Here is a 23024-nt window from a genome sequence, read left to right on the forward strand (position 1 = left end):
GCCCCCTTTCTCGGTTCCTCAGTACGTTCCGCCGTAGTACGCGGCGGGGGTCGCGCCGGACGGGGTGTGCATGACCGTGAAGGGGACCGTGGTCACCGGGGACTCCGTGCCGGAGGCGTCGACGGAGAAGACGTCGATGACGTGCGGGCCCGCGGCCCACTGCCAGCCGGACTCCCACGACCACGCGCCGTTCGGGGCGACGACCGTGCCGCCCAGCAGGACCCCGTTCTCCCGGAACCCGACCTGCGTGGAGGCGGCGGCCGAGCCGGTGAAGACGACACGGGGGTCGAGGACCTGCTCGTGGGCCACCGGTTCCAGCACCACCGGCGCGGAGGTGCTCGGCCCGACCGTCGCGATCATCGTGGCCAGGGGCGCGGCCGGGGTGCCGGCCGGAGCGCCCGGCCCCGGTTCCACGGCCGTGAAGCGGGCCTCGGTGCGCTGGGACTGGAAGCCGGACGCGTCGACGCCGTAGACCTTCACCGGGTGTTCGCCCTTGCTCCAGGATCTGCCGAGTTCCCAGGACCAGGTGCCGTGGGCGTCGACGTCGGTCTGGCCGAGGTACTTGCCGTGCTCCCAGACGATCACCCGCACCGCCCCGGGGGCATGACCGCTGAGCCGTACGGCGTCCCTGCGGACCTCCGTGCCGGGTGCGGGTGCCGTCACCGTCGGGGGCGGGAACTCCTCCCCGCGGACCATGCTCGTGGCGGCCAGGTAGGAGTCGATCGCCGATCTGTCGCGGTCCGGCTCCTCGAAGCCGTTGCCCACGAAGCCGAGCCGTGGGGCGATGCCGTCGATCAGGAGGTTGGCGATGCCCATCAGCATGGGCACGTTGCGGCCCGCGATCTGCGTGTGGTCCGCGATGTGCGGGGAGTCGCTGAAGACGAAGTTGAAGTTCTCGTAGTGCTGGAACAGGCCGAGGAACGGCTCGACCTGGGTCGGGTACTGGTCGTCCTGGGGCGAGGAGACCAGGTAGACGTTGGCCGCGCGGTTGACGCCGGAACGGACCAGGTCGGGGACGAGCGCGTCCACGATCCGTACGTTCTCCTCCGGGACGCCGTCGCCGAGCATGAAGCGGGCGACTTTGGGGTGCACGTTCTTCACGTACGTGCCGATCGAGAACTGGGGCGCGATGGCGACGATGTTCCGGAAGCCGTACTTCAGGCCGAAGTAGAGGGCCGCGCTGCCACCCTTGGAGCCGCCCCACAGGGTGACGGAATCCGTGGTGAGGTCGAGGGACTTCATCACGTTCGAGATGAGGGTGACGACGGACTGCTCCAGGCCGAAGTCCATCTCCTTGCACAGGTAGTAGCTCCGGTTGCCCTCGAAGCTGTCCCGGATCCAGAGGATGTTCGCGCGCAGCTTGTCGAAGACGCCGTTGGACCAGCCGTAGTCGCCGGGCGCGGAGAAGTTGGCGAAGACGACGACCAGATGCCGGTTGCCCTTCTGGGCGTGGGCGAAGCGGTACTCGACGGGGTAGGCCCCCGCGGCCTCGATGCCGGTGAGCAGCTGCCTCCCGTTCGCGGGTGCTGGGGACATGGGCGTGATCCGTTCCTGGGACGTGTCGGGGTTCAGTGGGCGGGGACGGCCGGGGTCGGGATGACCGCGAAGGTGACAAGGGCGGGCGGGGACTCGTCGCCGACGGCGTTCACCACGAACACCTCGACGGTGTGCGGGCCTTGGGCCCACCGCCAGTCCGCGTTCCACAGCCAGCGGCCGTCGTGGTCGAGCCCGCAGGACCCCAGGAACACCCCGTTCTCCCGGAACCCCACCTGGGTCGCACCGTTGGCGGCCCCGGTCAACCGCACCTGCACGTCGAGGAGTTGCTGGTGGGGCTCCGGCGTGCGGATCAGCGGGGGCAGCAGGGTCATGACGGGTTCAGGTGTGCTGAACTGCGCCTGCGTGGGCTCGGTTTGGGGCTCCGGGGCAATGAACTGGCCGTCGGCATGCGCAGATTGGTGAACCGGGGCGGCGAATTGCGCTTCCGCAAGCTCAGCTTGCTGCCCCGGGGCCGCGAACTGCGCCTCCGCCCGCTCCGGTTGGCGTTCCGACGCCGTGAACCGCGCCTCCGTACGCCCCGACTGATAGCCGCTGGCATCGACGGCGAAGAGCCGCAGCAGGTGCTCGCCCGCGCTCCACGGCTGGTCCCGCTGCCAGGTCCAGGTGCCGTCGGCGGCGACGGGGGCGGACGCCAGGTATCTGCCGTGTTCCCAGATGCTGACGCGTACCGCGCCGGGGGCCCGGCCGGTGAAGCGGGCGTCGGTCGTGGGCAGCAGGTCGTGCGGCTGGGGCGAGATCACGACCGGTGCGGCGAACGAGCCCTGCACCACCGCGGTCGACTCCAGGAAGGACGTGATGCCCGAGAGGTCGGCGTCGGGTTCCTCGTAGCCGTGCCGGGTGATCCCCAGGCGCGGGGCGATGCCCTCGACGAGGAGGTAGGCGATGCCCAGCAGCGGGGGCGTGTTCCGCTGGGTGACCTTGCCGTGGTCGGTGATGAACGGGGACTCGCTGAAGATGAGGTTGAAGTTCGGGAACCGCTGCAACAGCCCCAGGAACGGCTCCACTTGAGTGGGGTACTGCTCGTCCTGCGGCGACGACACGAGGTAGAGGTTGGCGTCCCCGTTGGCTCCCGAGGCCAGCAGGTCGGGCAGGACCGCGTCGAGGACCCGGACGTCGTCGTCGGCCATCGCCTCGCCGAGCATGTGCCGGCCGGTGTCGGGATAGACGTCGCGTACGAAGGTGCCGATCCGCAGCTGCGGAACACTGGCGACGATGTTGCGGAAGCCGTAGCTGAGCCCGAAGTGGAGTGCCGCGCTGCCGCCCTTGGAACTGCCCCACAGGGTCACGTCGTCCGGGGTCAGGCCGAGGGACTTCATCACGCGGGTGATGAGTCCGATCACCGACTGCTCGACCCCGAAGTCCATTCCCTTGCACAGGTAGTAGGTGTTCCCGTCGCCGAACCGGTCGCGGATCCAGAGGATGTTGGAGCGCAGGCCGCCGAGGACGCCGGTGGCCCAGCCGTAGTCGTCCGGGGCGTAGATGTTGGCGAAGACGACCATCAGGTGCCGGTTGCCGCTGCGGGCGTGGGTGAACCGGTACTCGACGGGGTGGGGGCCCGAGGCGTCGATCCCGCCGATCACCTTGCGGGCCTTCGCGGGTGCCTCAGCCATGGTGCGCTTTCTCTCTCATCGGATGCTTCGGGTCCGGGCCGGTGCGGTGCCGGAACGGGAGGTCGGCCATGATGTCGTGATGCATCCCGCTACCTCCCCGCCCGGGTCCGGGCACATGGGCATTCCCTGGCGCAGGGTCGCCGTCGCCGCGGTGGCGCTGCTCGGGCTCGCCACGGCGGTGACGGCGATCCAGGCGTACGGGCCCGACCGCTCCGCCGCGTCGACCCGGACGCTGACCGTGGCGACCTGGAACATGTGCGGTGTCCGGCAGTGGGGCTGCGCCGCCACGGGCGGCTGGGCGGAGAAGCGGACGCGGCTGGGCGGGCTCGCCACCCGGGCGGGGGCCCGGGTGATCTTCCTCCAGGAGACCTGCGGCGCGGAGCTGGAGTCGGTGCGCCGGGGACTCGGCGGGTCCTGGCACACGGCGTTCCGGGCGTACTCCGAGCGCGACGCGGCGGGGCGTACGGCACCGGTCCGCTGCGATACGCCCGGTGCGGGCACCGCCGGTTTCGCGATCCTGTCCGCCTATCCCCTGTCCGCCGTCACCACCGTGGCCTCGCAGCAGCCCACCGTGGGGGTGCGGCGCGGCATCCTGTGCGCCACCGTCGCCGCACACGAACTCCGTTTGTGCACAGCCCACTTGAGCCCGCGGCACAGCGATGCGGCGCACCCTTCCTGGGAGTTCCGCGACGACCAGCTGAAGGCGCTGGCCCATGCGGCGGACGCCCGGCGCACGGTCTACGGCGGTGACCTCAACGTGAATCCGCCGGGCTCCCGCAACCCGTTCTCCTGGGTGTGGCCGTCCGGTCCCTACACCGACCAGCGGGAGTGCGACCAGACGTCCGCGTCCTCCCGGGCGGGCCGGGACACCCATGTGTCGGGCCACAAGTTCGACTACCTCTTCACCGGGCTGCCGAGGGTCCGCTGCTCGGTGCGCGACACCGGGACGTCGGACCACTACGCCCTGCTCCTGCGGGTGCGCACCGGCTGAGACGCGGTTCACCGGTGCCGCCCGTGGTCGTCGGGTCTCATACGACCATGTCCTCGGCGACCCTTCCCGGGGCTGACGGCTCCTCGGTGAAACGATCCTGCCGTGTGCCGTGCGAGGTGAGGGTCTCGGCCGGCCCGGGCTGGGCGGGCAGCGCGTTCACCGGCCGGTCGACGGTGGGCGCGGTCTGCGCCGGGTGGCGCTGCGGGGTGAACCAGTGCTGGGCGTTCCAGCTGATCGGCGTGAGCGGGCGACCCGGGTGACTCGTGTCCACGGAACCGACGGCGGGCGCGTGCGCCTCCTCGGGGGCGAGGTCGCCGCCGGCGACCAGCATCCGGTCCGCCAGCCGGGCCGAGGCGTGGCCGTCGTCGAGGTCGCAGAACTCCCGCTGGAACCAGCGGTAGCGCTCGGCGTAGGCGTCCTGGATCCGGTCGATCTCCCGGATCGCGGTCACCAGGTCCTCGGAGGAGTACACCAGCGGGCCGGGCGCGCTGCGCTCGAAGTCGAAGTAGAAGCCGCGCAGGGTGTCCCGGTAGTGGTCGAGGTCGTAGGTGAAGAAGAGGATCGGGCGCCCGGTGTTGACGTAGTCGAACATCAGGGACGAGTAGTCGGTGATCATCACGTCGGTGATCAGGGACAGGTCGGCCATGTCCGGGTAGTCCGAGACGTCGAAGACGAAGCCGTCGCCTGCGCCCGGCACCGGGTCGACCACGTTGGGGTGACGGCGGACCAGGAGCACGTGGTCGGCGGCCAGTCGGGCCCGGGCGTCGGCGAGGTCGACGCGGAAGTCCAGCTTGTACTTGCCGGGCGCGTAGAACTGGTCGTCGCGCCAGGTCGGCGCGTACATCACGACCCGCTTGCCGTCGGGCAGGCCCATGCGCCGGCGGATCTCCCGCTCCCGCTCCTCCGTGCCGGGCCTGCGCAGGATGTCGTTGCGCGGGTAGCCGGACTCGACCATCTCGCCCGGGAACCCGAAGGCGCGCTGGAGGATCGGGGTGGAGAAGCTGTTGGGCGAGACCAGCATGTCCCAGTTCCGCACCTCCTTCTCGACCCGCTCCAGATAGCGCTGGTCCGCGAAGTGGATGGCCTCGATGTCGTGGCCGATCTTCTTCAGCGGGGTGCCGTGCCAGGTCTGCACGACGGTCTGGCCCTCGCGCTTCTCGAACCAGTCGGGCAGGTGGTTGTTGGCGACGACGTACCGGCTGGTGGCCAGCGCCTCGTACCACTGCGGCGACCACATGCGCACGGGGGTCGCGGTCGGGGGCACCTGGACCTGGTCGTCGCGGACGACCCAGAGGTGCTCCAAGTCGAGGCCGCGGCGCACCAGTTCCTCGTGCAGGGCGCGGGGGCTGTCGGAGTACTGGGTGCCCTTGAAGGCGTCCAGGAGGATCGCGGGGCGTACGTCCTTGCGGCGCGCGGCCGGGTAGGCCTTGGTGCGCAGCAGCTTCTGGCGGTAGGGGCCTCGGGCGTCGTCCGGCATGGCCGAGTGGACCATGAGGGAGAGACGGTCGTAGGCCTCGGCCTGGAGTTCGTAGCGGCGCTCGTTCGCCTCGTAGTCCTGCGGGAAGGCTTCGACGAGGGACTGCTCGATCTTGACCATGAGGTCTTCGAGACGGTCCTCGCGGGCCACCGAGGAGAGGTCCTGGCGGCGCAGGAAGAAGTCCCAGCGTCCGGCGGCCAGCGGGATCTCGCCGGCCAGGGTCCGCATCGCGGCGGGTGCCAGGACGGCGCGGAACGCGGTGCCGTCCCACTGGAGCGGTACGGCGCGCTCCGCTCCGTGCGCGCGGGAGCGCACGACGAGATGGGCGTCGCGGTACTCGCGCTCGGAGAGCCGGTCGGCGGCCAGATAGCGGCCCGTGACCTCCAGGGAACCGTCCTCGCCCCAGGTGACGTCGCTCGCCATGGGCAGGGTCGCGCGCTCGAAGACCACGAGGTAGCCGGAGCCGTTGCGGTGCACGACGACCTCGCGGTCGCCCTCGCCGGTCTGCAGCGCGGCGGGCATGCGGTAGTGCCCGTCGGGTGTCTCCTCGGCGACCACCGGATAGATGGTCATCTTGCGGCCCTCGACGTGGAAGGTGGTCTTCCAGCCGTTGCTTCCCATGTTCCAGGACTGGGGTACGTCGGCCCCGGCCTGGGCGTCGGTGCGGTGGCCCGGGATGAGGACGCGCAGCGGGATCCGCGCGGTGAACGTGCACCAGCCGTCGCCGCCGGCACCGAAGTGGGCCCACGCCTCGTGCTGTCCGGTGCCGCCCATGCTGGTGACCCGGAGCTTGCCCCACTCGGGGACCTTGGGGCCGAGGTAGACGCCGTTCAGCTCCAGGTGGTCGCCGCTGACGCGGTGTCCGGTGATCCGGCAGCGCACGATCTCCACGCGTAGCTTGAGCTTGCCCTGCAGGAACACCGGCAGGACCCGGGTGTTCTTGTCGACATAGCGGTACGGCGGATTGGCGGCGGATCCGGCGCTGCCGCGGTCGATGCCCCGGTAGCGGAACAGGCCGCGGCTGAGCACTCCGGCGGCCACGTCCCAGGTGCCCTCGACCCACTGGCCCTTGCGCTTGAGCCGGGTGATGTCGATCTTCGCCTCGAAGCCCGCCCAGTCGTAGCAGTAACGATTCTGGTTGGACTGCTCGGTGGCCTGCGGCGCGTACGTGGTCTTCGCCGTGGTGAGCACCATCCGCCCCTGCTTCTTGTTGCGCAGGGCGATCGCCTTCACCGACATGTGCTTCTTGTGCACGTTGATGAAGCGGACGTACGCCGAACCGCTCAGGCTGAGCAGCTGGCCGTTGGTGCTCCAGCGGGCCGCGTCGAGCGAGCCGTGCAGCGAGAACTCCTTGTCGAGGCGGTAGGCCTTCTTGTCGAGGCCGACCTCCCGGTCCCCGAGATAGGGGTACTTGAGATAGCGGCGGAACCGGCGCTGGACGGGCATCGGGCCGCCGCGCCGCTCGAACCGGATGACCTCCAGCAGCTCGGTCAGCCGCCCCTCGCGCACCAGGAGCCACTTGACCCGGGCGTCGGCAGGCAGCTCGTCGATGATGGTGGGGTCGGCCTCGTCGAGGAATTCGTTGGCCCACCCCATGAAGGCCTGCTGGTACTCCTCGTCGGCGTCCGGGAGCACCTTCAGATGCAGCATCAGGTCGGACTTCAGGCAGGCGAGGTCGTACTTGCGCTTGCTCTCCTCGTAGAGCCGCGAGCGGCGCTCGGCCAGGAAGCGGCTGACCGACTGGACGGCGGCGACCCGGTCGCGGAGGTTGGACAGCTCGGTGTGGCGCTGGGTGATCGAGGGGGCCGCGCCGCCCTCGCGACGGCGCCAGAAGTAGACGATGTCGGTGACGACGTCGACCTTGGCGGCCCGGAAGTGGGCGAACATGTTGACCCAGGAGTCCTCGTAGAGGACGCCTTCGGGGAACGCGATGAAGTGGTGGTCCCAGAAGGAGCGCCGGAACAGCTTGTTCCAGACCGTGCGGTCGTAGATGAGCGCGTCGAAGCGGGTGATGTGGGTGCCGCGCCGGTTCTTCTGCATCGGGGTCTTGTGCAGCGGGGACTGCCACTTCTTGGTGGAGTTCATCATCTGCACGTTGCCCGAGACGAAGTCCGAGCCGGACTCCTCCAGGGTGCGCACCAGCAGTTCGTAGGCGTACTCCGGGATGACGTCGTCACCGTCGACGAACGCGACGAACTCCCCGCGCGGATGCATGGCCCGCAGGCCGGTGTTCCGGGCGTGGCCCGGACCGTGCGACTCCTGGCGGATCAGCCGGAAGCGCGGGTCGGCCGCGCAGAACTCGGCGACGATCTCCGTCGAGCGGTCGGTGGAACCGTCGTCGACGAGGATGACCTCGAAGTCGCGGAACGACTGACGCGCGATCGACTCCAGGCACTCCGCGAGATAGCTCTCCACATCCTGAAAGGGCACGACAACACTGAGACGCGGATGATCCGCCAACTCCGACTCCTACCGAGACAATTCGCCCGTTGAGCTTGGTCGAGAAGCCCACTCCGGGCGGACACCCCCCTGACTCGGCACGCCCCCAGCACCATCGCTGGCACGCAACTGCCGCACCTGTGGCCTCGGACAGAGCCCCCTCCACCGAGAGTCACAGGATCCACATATTCTTAACAGATACTAACCATGGGTCAAGGTCGAGCAATGTGGCGTTCATCGCGAGCTCGGTGTCCGTACATCCCGGCTTAAAGCCAGGTCATGGGCGTGCCTATAGTGCTGCCACTGCACTGCTTGTTTCAGTTGGGCCGGAATCCCCCCTACCCGGGCCCCGCACCTCCGCGGAAGCGGAGCCCGTGAGGAGAGGAACCGCACACCCATGTCCCACAGCGCCACGACCGAGCCCCGGCGTGCCCGGAAGCCGAGCGGCGACGGCGGATCCACCCCGCCGCGCAAGAGACGCAAGGGGCGCATCATCCTGCTGTCGTTGCTGGTCCTGGTGCTGGCGGCGGGCGGTACGGCCTACTGGCTCTACAGCGGGATCGACGGCAACATCAAGGGCGTCGACATCGACAAGGCGATCGGTGACGACCGCCCGGAGAAGCTGCCGACCTCGGGCCAGAACATCCTGATCCTGGGCTCCGACTCACGCGCCGGGGCCAACGCGAAGCTGAACACCGGCAATGTCTCCGGGGCCCGTTCGGACACCGCGATGGTGATGCACGTACCAGAGGGACGTAAGAAAGCGGTGGCGGTCAGCATCCCGCGCGACACCCTGGTGACCCGGCCGAAGTGCACAAAATCCGACGGCTCCTCGGTCGCCTCGGCACAGCGCGTGATGTTCAACTCCATCTACTCCCAGGTCGGTCCGGCCTGTGTGGTGAAGACGGTGGAGCAGATGTCCGGGGTCCGCATGGACCACTACGTCGAGGTCGACTTCGCCGGCTTCAAGGACCTGGTGGACGCGATAGGCGGCGTGACCGTCACCGTCGACCAGGACATCCACGACACCTCCAGCGGCCTCGACCTCAAGGCGGGCACGCACAAGCTGAACGGCACCCAGTCCCTGGAGTTCGTCCGCACCCGGCACGGCATCGGCGACGGCAGCGACCTCGGCCGGATAGGTCTCCAGCAGAAGTTCATGCTGGCCCTGCTCACCGAGATCCAGAAGCAGGACCTGCTGGGCAGCCCCGTCAAGGCCTACAAGATCGCCGACCAGCTCACGGCCGCGCTCACCACCGACTCCGCGCTCGCCTCGCTCCCCAAGCTCGCGGAGTTCGGCCGCAGCCTGAACGGCGTCAACCCGTCCACCATGGAGACGATCATGCTCCCGGTGGCCTACGACAAGGTCGACCCGAACCGGGTCGTGGCCGCCGAACCACAGGCAAGCACGCTCTGGAAGGCCGTCCGCAGCGACACAACCATCCCCGAGTCGGCCAAGAAGTCCCCGGCGACGGGGGGCTGACCGGTACGGGGGGCCGGGGAGGGGCGGCTGATTCGTCCTCGGGAGCTCGGCGCCGGGTACCCGAACCGTCCTCAGGGGCCCGGTGTGGACCGTCGGGTCAGAGGGTCGACCAAGGGCCCAGGGTCAGTCCCTGGCCGGGCTGCTGGCGGGCCACTCGTGGGGGGCCGTCCGGGGGGATCAGCGCCATGACGACGCGGCCGTGGCCGTCCCGGGCCAGTGCGGGTGTGCCCTCGCAGGGTTCGGTGAGGGCGTACCACCACAGGCCGTTGCCCTCGTCCCCGGCGCCGCCCACGCCGAAGACCGCGTGGCCGTCGGGGTCCCGGTGGGCGAGGACGAGACAGTCGTAGCCGTCGATCACCGTGCGCAGCGTCGCGTACGGCCGCTTCGACGGGGAGCCGCCGAGCGGGGTCGGCCAGCCGCCCGCCCGCCAGGAGACCGCGGTGCCGTGGTCGGCGTCGGTCCAGAAGAAGGTGGCCTGCTCCGGACCGGTTTCCACCCCGGCGACGGTGCCCGGCGCGGCGCGCAGCGCGAAGCCCCGCGGGCCGGTGAAGTCGCCGCCCGCTTCGAGCTGCCGCCAGACGAACACCCCGGTCTCGGCGTCGGCGCACACCTCGATCCGCCCACCGGAGAGGGCGACCGGCGCGGGCCACGGGCTGATGCCCACGCCCTGCAGTTCCTCCCAGGCCCGCCACTTGCCGTTCGGTGCCTCGCGGCGCAGCACCAGGCCGCCGTGTGCGCCCCGGGCGAAGACGTGGACGCTGCCGTCCGCCGCGACCGCGCCCACGGGCGGACCTAGGAGCAGCCCCTGCTCCCGGTCGGAGTGCGGGTTGCCCAGCGAACGCCAGTCGGTGACGGCGAGCCCGGTCTGGTACTGGATCGCGTGCACGACGTCCACCCGGCGCGTCCCGTCGGCGCCGGTGCGCTCCCGGCGGCCGAGGAAGTGCACGTAGGAGTCGGCGCCCTGGACCACCGTCAGATGGGTGAGCCCGGCCCCGGGCACGAGATGGGGGCCGGTCCAGTCGGCTCCGCCCGGGGTGTTCTCGGTCCAGCGCAGCAGCCCGCCGTCGGTCGGCGCGTAGAGGCTGAGCCTGCCGTCCCTGCCGAGGGTCAGCCAGTCGCCGTGGGCGGCACCGGACGCGGCGGGTCCCGGGGCGCGGACGCCGATCCCGGCCGCACGGACAGGGGCGACGGGACCTGACGACTTCTTCCGCATGGCCTGCCGCTCTCCCCTGAAGCCGACGCGTCATGCGTACGGATTGGCTGAAACACCGCTCATCATATGTCGGCGGTGTGCGGGTCCCCGGGCTCCGGAGACCCGGCTGTTCCCGCTGCTCAGACCTCCCGCCAGGCCTCCAGCGCGAGCCCCGCCTCCGCCTTCCGCCGGGTGACGAGGACTTGGCCGGTCGACGGCGACACCGTCGCGGCGACCACCCGGTCGTCCTCGTCCAGGGTGAGGGAGACCTCGGCGTCGGCCGGGAGCTGGGGGCCGGACTCGGTCCACCAGGCGCCGGCCGACTCCTGTTCCGTGGGGTACGCGGCGAAGGCGACCCGGCCGCTGGCCGAGCGCTGGGCGAGCAACGTGCAGTCATAGCCGTCGAGTTCGCAGCGGACGGCGGAGACCGGGCCGGGGCCCGCCGAGGGCAGGAGGGTGATCGGTTTGGTGCCGGGGCGCCAGGCGCAGAGGTCGCCGGAGTCGTCCGTGTAGAAGAGGGTGGTGCTCTCCGGGGAGGTGGCCAGGGCGCGCAGCGTGCCGGGGCGGACCCGGGCCTCCATCGCCTCCTCCAGCACCGGTTGGGCGCCCGGTTCCAGCTGGCGCCAGTGCAGGATCGCGCCCGGTACCGACGCGTACAGCTCGACCGTGCCGGACTCCCCCGTCACCGCCGCCAGGTCCTCGTGGACGTCGCTCCCCTTGAGGTCGCGCCAGGCCTCCCAGCCGCCCTTCTCCTTCTGGGCCAGGAGGCTGACCCCGCCGCCCGCGTTGCGCACGAAGAGGTGGGCGCGGCCTTCCGCGTCGACCGCGATCGCCGGTACGCCGGTGCGGTCGCCCTTCTTGTTCGGATGGCCGACCGGGTTCCAGTCGAGGGCCGCGAGCCGGGGCCTGAAGTGGGTGGAGTGGACCAGCCCGGACTCGCCGGCCACTGTGGGGCGCCAGGACACGAGATGGGCGTAGCCGTCCGCGCCCTGTCCGATCCCGAGGGGTCCCGGGATCAGCTTCTGGTCGCCGCCCACCGTGCGTGGGGCGCTCCAGAGGCCGCCGGGGCCGCGTTCCGCCCGGCACCGGACGGCGTCGCCCGCGGGCAGATAGACACTGAGCCGGCCGTCGCGGCCGCGTATGAGCCAGTCGCCGTTCACCGGTTCACTGTAATTGGGGCGGGCGGATCCGCGCGGGGCACCCCCGTCAGCGTGCGACCCTTGCGCCATGGACGAGGACACTCCCCTGCTCGTGATCGTCGACGGCGCGAACGTCGTCGGCTCGGTGCCCGACGGCTGGTGGCGCGACCGCAAGGGTGCCGCCGAGCGCCTCCGCGACCACCTCGCGAGCAACGGCCTGCCGGGCCGCACGGACCCCGTGGAACTCGTCCTCGTCGTCGAGGGCGCGGCCCGCGGCGTGACCTCCGTCCCCGGCGTACGGGTCGACTCGGCCCCCGCCAGCGGCGACGACCGCATGGTCGAACTGGTCGCAGAGGCCACCGGCCGCCCCTGCCTGGTCATCACCGCAGACCGCGAACTGCGCCGCAGGGTCACGGAGTTGGGCGCGGAGGTCACGGGGCCACGGAGCGTACGGGGCTGACGGGCGGGCGACGAGGTCCCGCAGGTCTCCCCCGGCGAGCGGGACTTACGAGACCCTACGCCGACAGGCACCGGGGCTCCGCGTCCCGGCACACCGCCGTCCACCAACTCCGTTACAAGGCGACCGAATTGATCGTGCCGGACCGCCGAGCCTGGCAGCGTACGCGGCTGACTCGCGGCCGATGAGAGACCCCGCAAGCCTCCCCCGCCGAGCGGGACTTACGAGGCTCTATGGCCGACGGGCTCCGGGGCGCCCCCGTCTCGGCCCGCCGTCGCCCACGAACTTCGGCACGGGGACGCCGAGTTGAGCGCGCGGGCCGCCGGGCCACGCAACATACACGGCTGACGCGCAGGCGATGAGACCCAACAAGCCCCCCGGCGGCGGGACTTACGACGCCCTAGGCCAACAGGCCCCAGGGCTCCACGTCCCGGCACACCGCCGCCTACCAAGTCCGGCACAGGGCCACCCAATTGATCGCGCAGGACCGCCAGGCCCGGCAGCGTACGCGGCTGACGCGCGGCCGATGAGAGCCCCCGCAAGCCTCCCCCGCCGAGCAGGAGTTACGAGACCCTATGCCCGACGGGCTCCGTGGCGCCCCCGTCTCGGCCCACCGTCGCCCACGAACTTCGGCACGCAGGCGCCGAGTTGAGCGCGCGGGCCTCCTGGATGCGCAACATACGCGGCTGACGCGCAAGCGACGAGACCCCACAACCCTCTCGGCGAGCGGGACTTACGACGCCCTCGGTCAACAGGCCCTGGCCTCCGCATCCCGGCACACGGCCGCCCACCAACTCCGCAACAGGGCCACCGAATTGACCGTGCAGGATCGCCAGGCCCGGCAGCGTACGCGGCTGACGCGCGGCCGACGAGAGACCCCGCATGCCTCCCCCGCCGAGCGGGACTCACGAGGCCCTGCGGACGGCGGCACACCCCGGCCGGCCCGCACGCGCACCCACACGCACACGCACACGGCCCTGCAAGTCCCTCCCTTCCAGCGGGACTTGCAGGGCCGTAAAAGCCAACCGGGCTGCCTACGAGGCGTTTCCAGGGGGCGCGGTCGTGGACTTGTCCGTGTCCGCTGCCTGTTCCAGGGCCAGGCGGCTGTGGGTGCGGCCGTAGAAGAAGTACACGAGGAAGCCGATCGCCATCCAGATGGCGAAGCGGAGCCAGGTCTCGGCGGGGAGGTTGAGCATCAGCCAGAGGGAGGCCAGGACCGAGACGATCGGGAGGGCCGGGACCAGGGGGGTGCGGAAGGAGCGGGGGAGGTCGGGGCGGGAGCGGCGGAGGATGATGACGCCGATCGCGACCACGATGAAGGCGAACAGCGTGCCGATGTTGACCAGTTCGGCGAGTTCGCTGAGGCTCGTGAAGCCCGAGACGATCGCGATGATCACGCCGAGGAGGATGGTCGGGCGGTACGGGGTGCGGAAGCGCGGGTGGACGTGGGAGAAGAAGCGGGGAAGCAGTCCGTCCCGGCTCATCGCGAAGAACACGCGGGCCTGGCCCAGGAGCAGGATCATGCACACCGTCGTCAGGCCGATCGCCGCGCCGAAGCTGATCAGGCCGGCGAACCACGGGTGCCCGGTGGCCTTGAACGCGTCGGCGAGCGGGGCGTCGATCGACAGCGAGCTGTACTTCTGCATACCGGTGACGACGATCGCGACGGCGACGTACAGCGTGGTGCAGATGACCAGCGACCCGAGGATGCCGCGCGGCACGTCCCGCTTCGGGTTGCGGGTCTCCTCGGCGGCGGTGGCGACGACGTCGAAGCCGATGAACGCGAAGAAGACCACGGACGCGGCGGTGAAGATGCCCATGACGCCGAAGTTGGAGGGCGCCCAGCCGAACATCAGCTGGATCAACGGGGCTTTGAGGTTTCCGCCCGCTTCCACGGCCTGCGACTTGGGGATGAACGGCTTGTAGTTGTCGCCCTTGATGAAGAAGGCGCCGGCGACGATCACCACGAGGACGACGGCCACCTTGATGGCGACGACGACCGAGGTGACCCGCGCGGAGAGCTTCATGCCGAGGACGAGGATCGCGGTGAGGACCAGCACGAGCAGCGCGGCGAGGATGTCGAAGCCGAAGCCGTGGGCGCCGTCCCGGCCGCTGAGCGCCTCGGGCAGATGCCAGCCCGCGTTGTCCAGCAGCGAGTGGATGTAGCCGGACCAGCCGACGGCCACCACCGCCGTCCCCAGGGCGAGTTCGAGGACCAGGTCCCAGCCGATGATCCAGGCGGGGAACTCGCCGAGCGAGGCGTACGAGAAGGTGTACGCGGAGCCCGCGACCGGAACCGTGGACGCGAACTCGGCGTAGCAGAGCGCCGCGAGGGCACAGACGACGCCGGCGACGACGAAGGACAGGGCCACCGCGGGGCCGGCGGTGTTCTTGGCGGCCGTGCCGGTGAGGACGAAGATGCCGGTGCCGATGACGACACCGACGCCGAACACGGTCAGATCCAGGGCCGAGAGGGATTTCTTGAGCGCGTGCTCGGGTTCCTCGGTGTCCTGGATGGACTGTTCGACTCTCTTCGTCCGGAAGAGTGTGCTGCTCACGGGTGTACCTCCCACGCTTGGCGTCCTCGACATGATCGAGAGGGGGCGTACTTCGTATGCCCCGGCGCGAGCGGATTCACGCGAACGGGCCGCTTTCACCACTGCAAAGAGTGGTGAAAGCGGCCCGTTCGGCGGTACTGACCGTGCCTCAGTCGCGGGCGGACTCCACCGAGTCGACCTCGGCCGTGGGGCGTTCGAAGCGGCCGTCCAGCTTGGAGACCAGGCCGGTGACCTGGCGGGCGATGTCCGGGGCGGTCAGGCCGATCTCCGTCATCACCTCGGCGCGGGAGGCGTGGTCGAGGAAGCGCGGCGGGATGCCGAAGTCGCGCAGCGGAACGTCCACTCCGGCGTCGCGCAGTGCCTGTGCGATCGACGAACCGACGCCGCCGACACGGGAGTTGTCCTCGACGGTGACGACCACGCGGTGCTGCTCGGCGAGCGGGGCCATGGCCTCGTCGACGGGTTTGACCCAGCGCGGGTCGATGACCGTGGTGGTGATGCCCTGCTGGTCGAGGAGCGTGGCGATCTCCAGGCACATCGGCGCGAGGGCGCCGACCGACACCAGCAGGACGTCCGGGGCGTCGGTGCCGGGCGCGCGGAGCACGTCCATGCCGCCGATGCGGCCGACGGCGGGTACGGCCGGGCCGACCGCGCCCTTGGAGAAGCGGACCACCGTCGGCGCGTCCTTGACCTGGACGGCCTCGCGGAGCTGGGCGCGGACCTGGTCGGCGTCGCGCGGTGCGGCGAGCCGCAGGCCCGGGACGACCTGGAGGATCGACATGTCCCACATGCCGTTGTGGGAGGCGCCGTCGGTGCCGGTGACGCCGGCCCGGTCCAGGACGAAGGTCACCCCGCACTTGTGCAGGGCCACGTCCATCAGCACCTGGTCGAAGGCGCGGTTGAGGAAGGTGGCGTAGACGGCGAAGACGGGGTGGAGTCCGCCGGTGGCGAGGCCGGCCGCGGAGACGGCGCCGTGCTGCTCGGCGATGCCGACGTCGTAGATGCGGTTCGGGAAGGCGTCGGCGAACTTCTTCAGGCCGACGGGCTGGAGCATCGCGGCGGTGATCGCGACGATGTCCTGGCGCTCCTGGCCGAGGGCGACCATCTCGTCGCCGAAGACGGAGGTCCAGTCGGCGCCGGAGGCCTTGATCGGGAGGCCGGTATCGGGGTGGATGGGGCCGATGCCGTGGAAGCGGTCGGCCTCGTCCTGTAGGGCGGGCTGGTAGCCGCGGCCCTTCTCGGTGATGACGTGGACGATCACCGGGCCGCCGAACCGCTTGGCGCGGGCCAGCGCGGACTCCGTCGCCTCGATGTCGTGGCCGTCGATCGGGCCGACGTACTTGAGGCCGAGGTCCTCGAACATGCCCTGCGGGGCGATGAAGTCCTTGAGGCCCTTCTTCGCGCCGTGCAGCGTCTCGTAGAGGGGCCTGCCGACGACCGGGGTGCGCTCCAGGAGGTCCTTGCCGCGGGCCAGGAAGCGCTCGTAGCCGTCGGTGGTCCGCAGGGTCGCCAGGTGGTTCGCGAGGCCGCCGATGGTCGGTGCGTAGGACCGCTCATTGTCGTTGACGACGATGACGAGGGGGCGGTCCTTGGCGTCGGCGATGTTGTTCAGCGCCTCCCAGGCCATGCCGCCGGTCAGGGCGCCGTCACCGATGACCGCGACCACGTGGTCGTCGCGCTCGAGGACCTGGTTGGCCTTGGCGAGGCCGTCGGCCCAGCCGAGGACCGTCGAGGCGTGCGAGTTCTCGATGACGTCGTGCTCGGACTCGGCCTGCGAGGGGTAGCCGGACAGGCCGCCCTTCATCTTCAGCTTCGAGAAGTCCTGGCGGCCGGTGAGCAGCTTGTGGACGTAGGACTGGTGGCCGGTGTCGAACAGCACCCGGTCCTTCGGGGACTCGAAGACGCGGTGCAGGGCGATGGTCAGCTCGACCACACCGAGGTTCGGGCCGAGGTGGCCGCCGGTCTTGGAGACGGCGTCGACGAGGAAGGTCCTGATCTCCCCGGCCAGCTGGTCCAGCTGCTCCAGGCTGAGCCGGTCCAGATCGCGCGGTCCCCTGATGCGGGTCAGCAGCGGCACCCGTGCCTCCTTGCGAGTAGAGCTGATCGAGCTGTTGCCGGGCTTGTCGAGTCTAATGTTCCGCCTTTGCGGACGTCGCCCGGGCTGTGCGTCGTACGTCACGCGATCGGCTGTACCCAAGAACAGCCTTTCGTACGACATGACTGTGCCCGGTACCGACGTCGGTACCGGGCACAGTACGGAAGGACACAGGTCAGCCGCGACCGGACGCCTTCTGGCTCTTGCGGGACACCGAGTCGATGACGACCGCGCCGAGCAGGACGCCACCCGTGATCATGTACTGGATCGACGTGTTCATGTTGAGCAGGTCGAGGCCGGTCTGGATCGACTGGATGACGAGCATGCCCAGGAGGGCGGACCAGACGGTGCCGCGACCGCCGAAGAGGCTCGTACCACCGATGACCGCGGCCGCGATGGCCAGCATCAGGGTGTTGCCGCCACCGGCGTTGAGCGTGGCGCTCTGGGTCTGACCGGCGAAGAACATACCGCCGACCGCCGCGAAGCCACCGGAGATGGCGAACACGGTGATGCGGATCATCGGCACGTTGATACCGGCACGGCGCGCGGCCTCGATGCCGCCACCGACCGCGAAGACCTTACGGCCGTACGGGGTACGACGGAGCACGAAGTCCACGATCACCAGGGACGCGAGGAAGATCACCAGCGCGTTGGAGACACCGGCGGACTGGTTCAGCACGTAGGCGGTGACGAACGCGGCCACGGCGAGCAGGCCGACGCGCAGGGCGATCTCGCTGGTGGGCCGGAACGGCACCCCGGCGGCCCTGCGGCGGCGCTGGTCGGTGAGCGAGCCGTAGAGCATGGACGCGACGCCGAGGGCGGCCAGGATGTAGGCGCCCGCGATCGACTGGTTCATGAAGAACGAGCTCTGGCCGAACAGGTGCACCGGGCCGCTGTCCGGGATGTTGATGGTGCCGCTCGAACCGAGCAGCCACAGCATCAGACCGTTCCAGCCGAGGAAGCCGGCCAGTGTCACCACGAACGCCGGTACACCGATCCTCGCGAAGAAGAATCCGTGCAGCGCGCCGATTCCGATACCGGTGATGATCGTGAGGACCAGCGCCAGCCAGCCGTTCATCCCGTGGTTGACCACGAAGACGGCGAACAGGGTGGACGCCAGACCGCTGACCGAGCCGACCGACAGGTCGATCTCGCCGAGCAGCAGCACGAAGACCAGGCCGATGGCGAGCATGCCGGTCGCGGACAGGTAGTAGCTGATGTTGGACAGGTTGTCCGCGCTCAGGAACCGGCTGTTCTGCGACTGGAAGATGATGCCGATGACGATCAGGCCGGCGACGACCGGCAGGGAGCCGAGCTCACCGCCCTTGACCTTGCGCTTGAACTCGGTGATGTAGCCCTTGAAGCCCTCTTCGCGGACCAGCAGTCGCGGGTCGACGACGGTGGCGGACGCGGCCGCCGCCGTGGGGTCGTCCACGGGAGCCGCGGTGGATTCCACCGCGTCCTTCTTCACGGTGTTGGACGTGTCACTCACTTTGCCGCCTCCGTGCTGCGCACCGCACGACGGGTCACGGCGTTGTCCGTGGCACCGGTGATCGCGGCGATGATCGTTTCCTGACTGGTGTCCTTCACCGGGAAGGAGCCGTTGTTCTTGCCCAGGCGCAGCACGTTGACGGTGTCGGCGACCGCCTTCACGTCGGCCATGTTGTGGCTGATGAGGATGACGCCGAGGTTGCGCTCGCGCAGCCGCTCGACCAGGTCGAGGACCTGCGCGGTCTGCTCCACGCCGAGGGCGGCGGTGGGCTCGTCGAGGATGACGACCTTCGGGTCGCCGATCAGCGCACGGGCGATCGCGACGACCTGTCGCTGGCCACCGGAGAGGCTGGCGATCGGGATGCGCACACTCGGGATGCGGATCGAGAGCGTGCTCAGCAGCTCACGGGAGTTCTTCTCCATCGTGACCTCGTCGATGACCCCGTGGCGCAGCAGTTCACGCCCGAGGTAGAGGTTGCCGACGACGTCGAGGTTGTCGCAGAGCGCGAGGTCCTGGTAGACCGTCGCGACGCCGAGTCCCTGGGCGTCGTGCGGCTTGTTGATGCTGACCGGGTTGCCCTCCCACTCGATGACTCCTTCATCGATGGGGTGCACTCCGGCGATGGTCTTCACCAGGGTGGACTTTCCTGCGCCGTTGTCGCCGACCAGTGCGACGACTTCTCCGGCGTGGACCTCCAGCTCTACTTCGGTGAGGGCCTGCACCGCACCGAATCGCTTGGAGACTCCGCGCAACGCCAGCACGGGCGTAGCGGACACGTGAACCATCTCCTTCGCCGCCTGACCGGCGGGGATGCCGCGCTTGTCAAAAGGCGCGGAGGGTTGTGCCTAGGCACAGATTTACAAGATGAACATGCGCGCGGCCGATGCCAGTTGGCAACGGCTGCGTTCGCGGGGGTTCCGATCGGCGCCCGCCCCGCAGCGGGGTTTGGAGGTGGGGCGGGCGCCGAAGGGGGTCTGTCACCGCTGAGCGGCGATTACTGCAGACCGGCTGCCTTGCACGCCTTGGCGAAGTCGGCGGTGCAGATCTGCGCGACGGTGTAGAGACCGTCCTTGATGACCGTGTCCTTGATGTTGGCCTTGGTGACCGACACCGGGGTCAGCAGCTGCGAGGGCACCTTGTTGCCGGAGCCGCTGGTCTGGGTCGTGGTGGCGAGCGACGAGATGCTCTTGCCCTGCGCCAGGTCGACGGCGAGCGTCGCGGCGGCCTCGGCCTCCGGCTTGAAGGCCTTGTAGACGGTGCTGGACTGGGTACCGGCGACGATGCGCTGGATACCGGCGAGCTCCGCGTCCTGGCCCGTCAGCGGGATGCCGCTGATGCCCGCGCCCTTGAGGGCGGTGGCGATACCGCCGGCCATGCCGTCGTTGGCGGAGTAGACGCCCGCGATGTTCTTGGCACCGAGCTGGGTGATGGCCGCCGTGACCTTCTGGTTGGCGACGGTGTCCTTCCACAGGCCGGACTGCTCGTAGGCGATGTCGACCTTGCCGTCGAGGGCCTCGTGGGCGCCCTTCTTGAACTGCGCGGCGTTCGGGTCGGCGTCGTCGCCGTTGATCATGACGATCTTCGACTTCGGGGTGGCCTTCGAGCCCAGCGAGGTGAGGAGCGCCTGGCCCTGGAGCTTGCCGACCTCGACGTTGTCGAAGGAGACGTACGCGGAGACCGGGCCCTGCGCCAGGCGGTCGTACGCGACGACCTTGATGCCCTTGTTGACGGCCTGCTGGATCGAGGACTTGATCGCGGCGGAGTCCTGGGCGCTGATCACGATGACCTTGACGCCCTTCGTGATCATCGTGCTGACCTGCTGGGCCTGGGTGGCCGCGCTGGCGTTGGCGTTGGCGTACTGGACGGTGCAGCCGGAGCAGAGCTCCTTGACCTTCGCCTCGAAGTACGGCTTGTCGAACTTCTCGTACCGAGCGGTGACGCTGTCGGGCAGGAGCAGGCCGATCGAGGCGTTCGTACCGCCGCCCGAGGAGCTGGAGCTGCTGTCGGACTTCTTGTCGTCGCCTGCCTTGCCACAGGCGGCCATCGAAACGGCCATCGTGGTGGCGATGACGGCAACGGCGGCACGACGCATACGCGTGTTCACTTTGAAACCTCCCTGACGAGGCCGCGTCGTTGCGGCCGAGGTGGCTGGAAGTCAACTCGGCCGCGCGTTCGGCGTCAAGAAGTAAATACTTAACGAGATGGCAACGGCGTCGTGCGTTCTCTAAGTGAAGACAGGTGTGGCCGCGGTCAGCGACCCGTCCAAAAGGGTCGAATCGCCCATCTCGCTCAGTGCGAGAGCGAGCGCTCCGAGCACCTCCGCACGGCCTCCAAGTGCCCCCGGGAGAACGGACAGTTGACGTGCCGCACTGGGGATCGCGTAGCGGCCGACTGACTCCCTGATCGGCCCGAGCACCAGCTCACCGGCCTCGGCGAGATCGCCACCGAGGACCACTCGGCTCGGGTTCAGCAAATTGCAGAGATTGGCGACTCCACTGCCGATGTGTCGGCCGACGTCGGCGATCACCCGACGGCAGCCCGGGTCTCCGTCCCGTGCCAGCCGGACGACTCCCTCCATGGTCAGGTCGGTCCCGTGGCTGGGCTGGAGGAGCGGCAGCACATAGCGCGCGGCCGTGAAGGTCTCCAGGCAGCCCCGGTTTCCGCAGCGGCAGACAGGGCCGGACTCATCAAGAGTAATATGCCCGATTTCTCCCGCTGTGCCACCCGGGCCCCGGTAGATCTTGCCGTTGATGACCAGTCCCGCGCCGACCCCGCTCGCCACCTTGATGTACGCCAGGTCCCTGACGCCCCGTCCACTGCCCCAGACCAGCTCACCGAGGGCGCCGAGGTTGGCGTCGTTGTCCACGTGCACCGGTACGCCCAGACGGCTGCCCAGCTCCTCCGCGGGTCTGGTGCCGGTCCAGCCCGGAAGGATCGCCGTGGAGCCCAGGGTGCCCGACTCGACGTCGATGGGTCCGGGCACGCCGAGGCCCACCCCGGCGATCTTGGAACGGTCCACGCCGGTGGCCGCGATCAGCCGGTTGACCAGCTCTTCCGCCCGGTCGAACCCCTGCGTGGAGGAGGCGTCCACATCGACGGGCTCGGACTCCTCGGCCAGCACCTGGTGGGCGAGATTCCCGACCGCGACGCGCAAATGCGTGTGCCCGAAGTCGACGCCGATGACGATGCCGGCATCACCGCTCAGCGAGACGCTGCGGGCCCGGCGGCCGCCCGCCGAGGTGGGGGTGACCTCGACCGTTCCGCCGTCCTTGAGCTCGCGCACGATGTTGGAGACCGTCGCCGCGGACAGGCCCGTCGTCCTCGCGATCTCCGCCTGCGTCAGCGACCCGGCCAACCGCACCGCTCGCACCACCCGCTCGAGATTGGCTCGGTGCAGTGACGACTGCGACCCCGGAGTCTCCACGACGACCTCCTGCGCGCGGGACCGCATCGATGAGGCCCCGTCTATGTCCAACTAGTGAACTCTAAGCTGAGCCGTTCGGGCTGCCTCCCGTCAAGAGGTTGAACCGCATCCGGGTAGTTGCACGCATGCGTGCAAGCCGCTCCAGGAGCCGGGAGCGGCTTGCACGAGGCCTGCGCAGGCCGCTACTTGAGCGCCCCCGCGGTCAGGCCCTGGACCACCTGACGCTGGAAGACGATGTATGCACCAAGGACCGGCAGCATGGCCATCACCAGACCGGCGAAGAGCCCGGACCAGTCGCCCTTGTAGCCCTGGCTGGCGGCGAGCTGCACCAGCCCCTGGGTGAGGACCCGCTTGTCCGGGTCGGTGTTCAGGACCGTGGGCAGCATGTACTGGTTCCACTGGCCCAGGAAGTTGAAGATGCCCACGCTGATCAGGCCCGGCTTGGCCATCGGCAGCATGATCTGGAAGAACGTCCGGGTGTGCGAGGCCCCGTCCACGAACGCCGCCTCCGCCACCGAGGTGGGCAGGGTGCGGAAGAACGCGGTCAGGAAGAAGACCGTGAACGGCAGCGAGTACGCGATGTAGACCAGGATCAGACCGTGGATCGTGTTCAGCAGACCCATGTTGTTGACGACGTAGAACAGCGGGACAAGGGCGAGCATGATCGGGAAGCTCATGCCGCCGATGAACAGGAAGTAGATGAACCGGTTGCCCGGGAAGTCGAACCGGGCGAGCACGTACGCGGCCATCGAACCGAGCACCAGCGTGCCGATGAGTGAACCCGCCACCACCAGAATGGTGTTGAAGAAGTAGTCGCTCATGTTGGCGTCGGTCCAGGCCCGCGCCCAGTTGTCGAAGTGCAGTTTGTCCGGCAGTGCCCAGGGCGAGCTGAAGATCGCGCTGTCGCTCTTGAAGGACGTCATCACCGCCCACGCGAGCGGCAGGACGACCATGAACGCCCACAGGATGAGCATGCCGTGCGAGAAGACATTGAGGACGGAGCCCTCTTTCTTCTGCTTCTTCGCTGGATTTCCGTCCGGTGCGCCGGTCTTGGTGACGGGGACACCGGACTCGGCCGGCACGGGGGCGGGGGTCTCTGTCGTCTTCATC

Annotated in this window: 15 protein-coding genes; 3 read left to right on the top strand and 12 right to left on the bottom strand. The window is 69.5% G+C overall.

Annotated features, from left to right (window positions below; genetic code table 11):
• Positions 1-18 precede the first annotated feature (18 nt).
• Together OHT77_RS11205 and OHT77_RS11210 are read right to left on the bottom strand one after the other, a co-directional pair.
• Positions 19-1536 carry a hypothetical protein gene (locus OHT77_RS11205; RefSeq protein ID WP_328828093.1) on the bottom strand — a complete coding sequence of 506 codons (1518 nt, stop codon included), beginning with the start codon at positions 1534-1536 and terminating at the stop codon, positions 19-21.
• A gap of 32 nt (positions 1537-1568) precedes the next feature.
• A complete protein-coding gene (locus tag OHT77_RS11210; RefSeq protein ID WP_328828094.1) occupies positions 1569-3167 on the bottom strand; it encodes a hypothetical protein in 1599 nt (532 codons plus the stop codon).
• Positions 3168-3246: 79 nt separating this feature from the next.
• Here OHT77_RS11210 and OHT77_RS11215 point away from each other — a divergent pair, with 79 nt between their 5' ends.
• Positions 3247-4158 (top strand): endonuclease/exonuclease/phosphatase family protein, encoded by a 912-nt coding sequence (locus tag OHT77_RS11215; RefSeq protein WP_328828095.1) that lies wholly within the window; start codon positions 3247-3249, stop codon positions 4156-4158.
• Positions 4159-4195: 37 nt separating this feature from the next.
• On the opposite strand, the gene OHT77_RS11220 is transcribed toward OHT77_RS11215, so the two are convergent.
• Positions 4196-8065: a bifunctional glycosyltransferase/CDP-glycerol:glycerophosphate glycerophosphotransferase gene (locus OHT77_RS11220; protein WP_328828097.1), complete on the bottom strand. Its 3870-nt coding sequence runs from the start codon at positions 8063-8065 to the stop codon at positions 4196-4198.
• A gap of 406 nt (positions 8066-8471) precedes the next feature.
• On the opposite strand from OHT77_RS11220, the gene OHT77_RS11225 reads away from it, so the two are divergent.
• Positions 8472-9557 carry an LCP family protein gene (locus tag OHT77_RS11225; protein ID WP_328828098.1) on the top strand — a complete coding sequence of 362 codons (1086 nt, stop codon included), beginning with the start codon at positions 8472-8474 and terminating at the stop codon, positions 9555-9557.
• 97 nt (positions 9558-9654) lie between these two features.
• Here the strand turns inward: OHT77_RS11225 and OHT77_RS11230 are convergent, their stop codons facing one another.
• On the bottom strand, positions 9655-10770 hold the full coding sequence (locus OHT77_RS11230; protein ID WP_328828099.1) for a hypothetical protein: 1116 nt from the start codon (positions 10768-10770) through the stop codon (positions 9655-9657).
• A gap of 119 nt (positions 10771-10889) precedes the next feature.
• Positions 10890-11909 (bottom strand): hypothetical protein, encoded by a 1020-nt coding sequence (locus tag OHT77_RS11235; RefSeq protein WP_328828101.1) that lies wholly within the window; start codon positions 11907-11909, stop codon positions 10890-10892.
• 67 nt (positions 11910-11976) lie between these two features.
• Between OHT77_RS11235 and OHT77_RS11240 the strand changes: the two genes are divergently transcribed.
• Positions 11977-12348 carry an NTP pyrophosphohydrolase gene (locus OHT77_RS11240; protein WP_328828102.1) on the top strand — a complete coding sequence of 124 codons (372 nt, stop codon included), beginning with the start codon at positions 11977-11979 and terminating at the stop codon, positions 12346-12348.
• Positions 12349-13379: 1031 nt separating this feature from the next.
• Here OHT77_RS11240 and OHT77_RS11245 read toward each other — a convergent pair.
• The 7 genes from OHT77_RS11245 to OHT77_RS11275 form a co-directional block, all read right to left on the bottom strand.
• Entirely contained in the window at positions 13380-14903 is a 1524-nt protein-coding gene (locus OHT77_RS11245) for an amino acid permease (protein WP_328828104.1), read from the bottom strand.
• Between the two features lie 148 nt (positions 14904-15051).
• Positions 15052-16980: a 1-deoxy-D-xylulose-5-phosphate synthase gene (gene dxs, locus OHT77_RS11250; RefSeq protein ID WP_328828106.1), complete on the bottom strand. Its 1929-nt coding sequence runs from the start codon at positions 16978-16980 to the stop codon at positions 15052-15054.
• 193 nt (positions 16981-17173) lie between these two features.
• Positions 17174-18490, bottom strand: coding sequence for a sugar ABC transporter permease (locus OHT77_RS11255; protein ID WP_328828108.1), 1317 nt, complete (start codon positions 18488-18490; stop codon positions 17174-17176).
• Entirely contained in the window at positions 18487-19275 is a 789-nt protein-coding gene (locus OHT77_RS11260) for an ATP-binding cassette domain-containing protein (RefSeq protein ID WP_328828109.1), read from the bottom strand. Before OHT77_RS11260 ends, OHT77_RS11255 begins: the two co-directional genes overlap by 4 nt.
• Before the next feature lie 209 nt (positions 19276-19484).
• A complete protein-coding gene (locus OHT77_RS11265; RefSeq protein WP_328834212.1) occupies positions 19485-20582 on the bottom strand; it encodes a sugar ABC transporter substrate-binding protein in 1098 nt (365 codons plus the stop codon).
• 132 nt (positions 20583-20714) lie between these two features.
• Positions 20715-21914: an ROK family transcriptional regulator gene (locus OHT77_RS11270; protein ID WP_328828110.1), complete on the bottom strand. Its 1200-nt coding sequence runs from the start codon at positions 21912-21914 to the stop codon at positions 20715-20717.
• A gap of 182 nt (positions 21915-22096) precedes the next feature.
• Positions 22097-23023, bottom strand: a complete 927-nt coding sequence (locus OHT77_RS11275) for a carbohydrate ABC transporter permease (RefSeq protein ID WP_266773496.1) — start codon at positions 23021-23023, stop codon at positions 22097-22099.
• Position 23024 lies beyond the last annotated feature (1 nt).

Origin of the sequence: Streptomyces sp. NBC_00252, assembly GCF_036187565.1 — a bacterium.
In the GTDB taxonomy this organism is placed as follows: Bacteria; Actinomycetota; Actinomycetes; order Streptomycetales; family Streptomycetaceae; genus Streptomyces.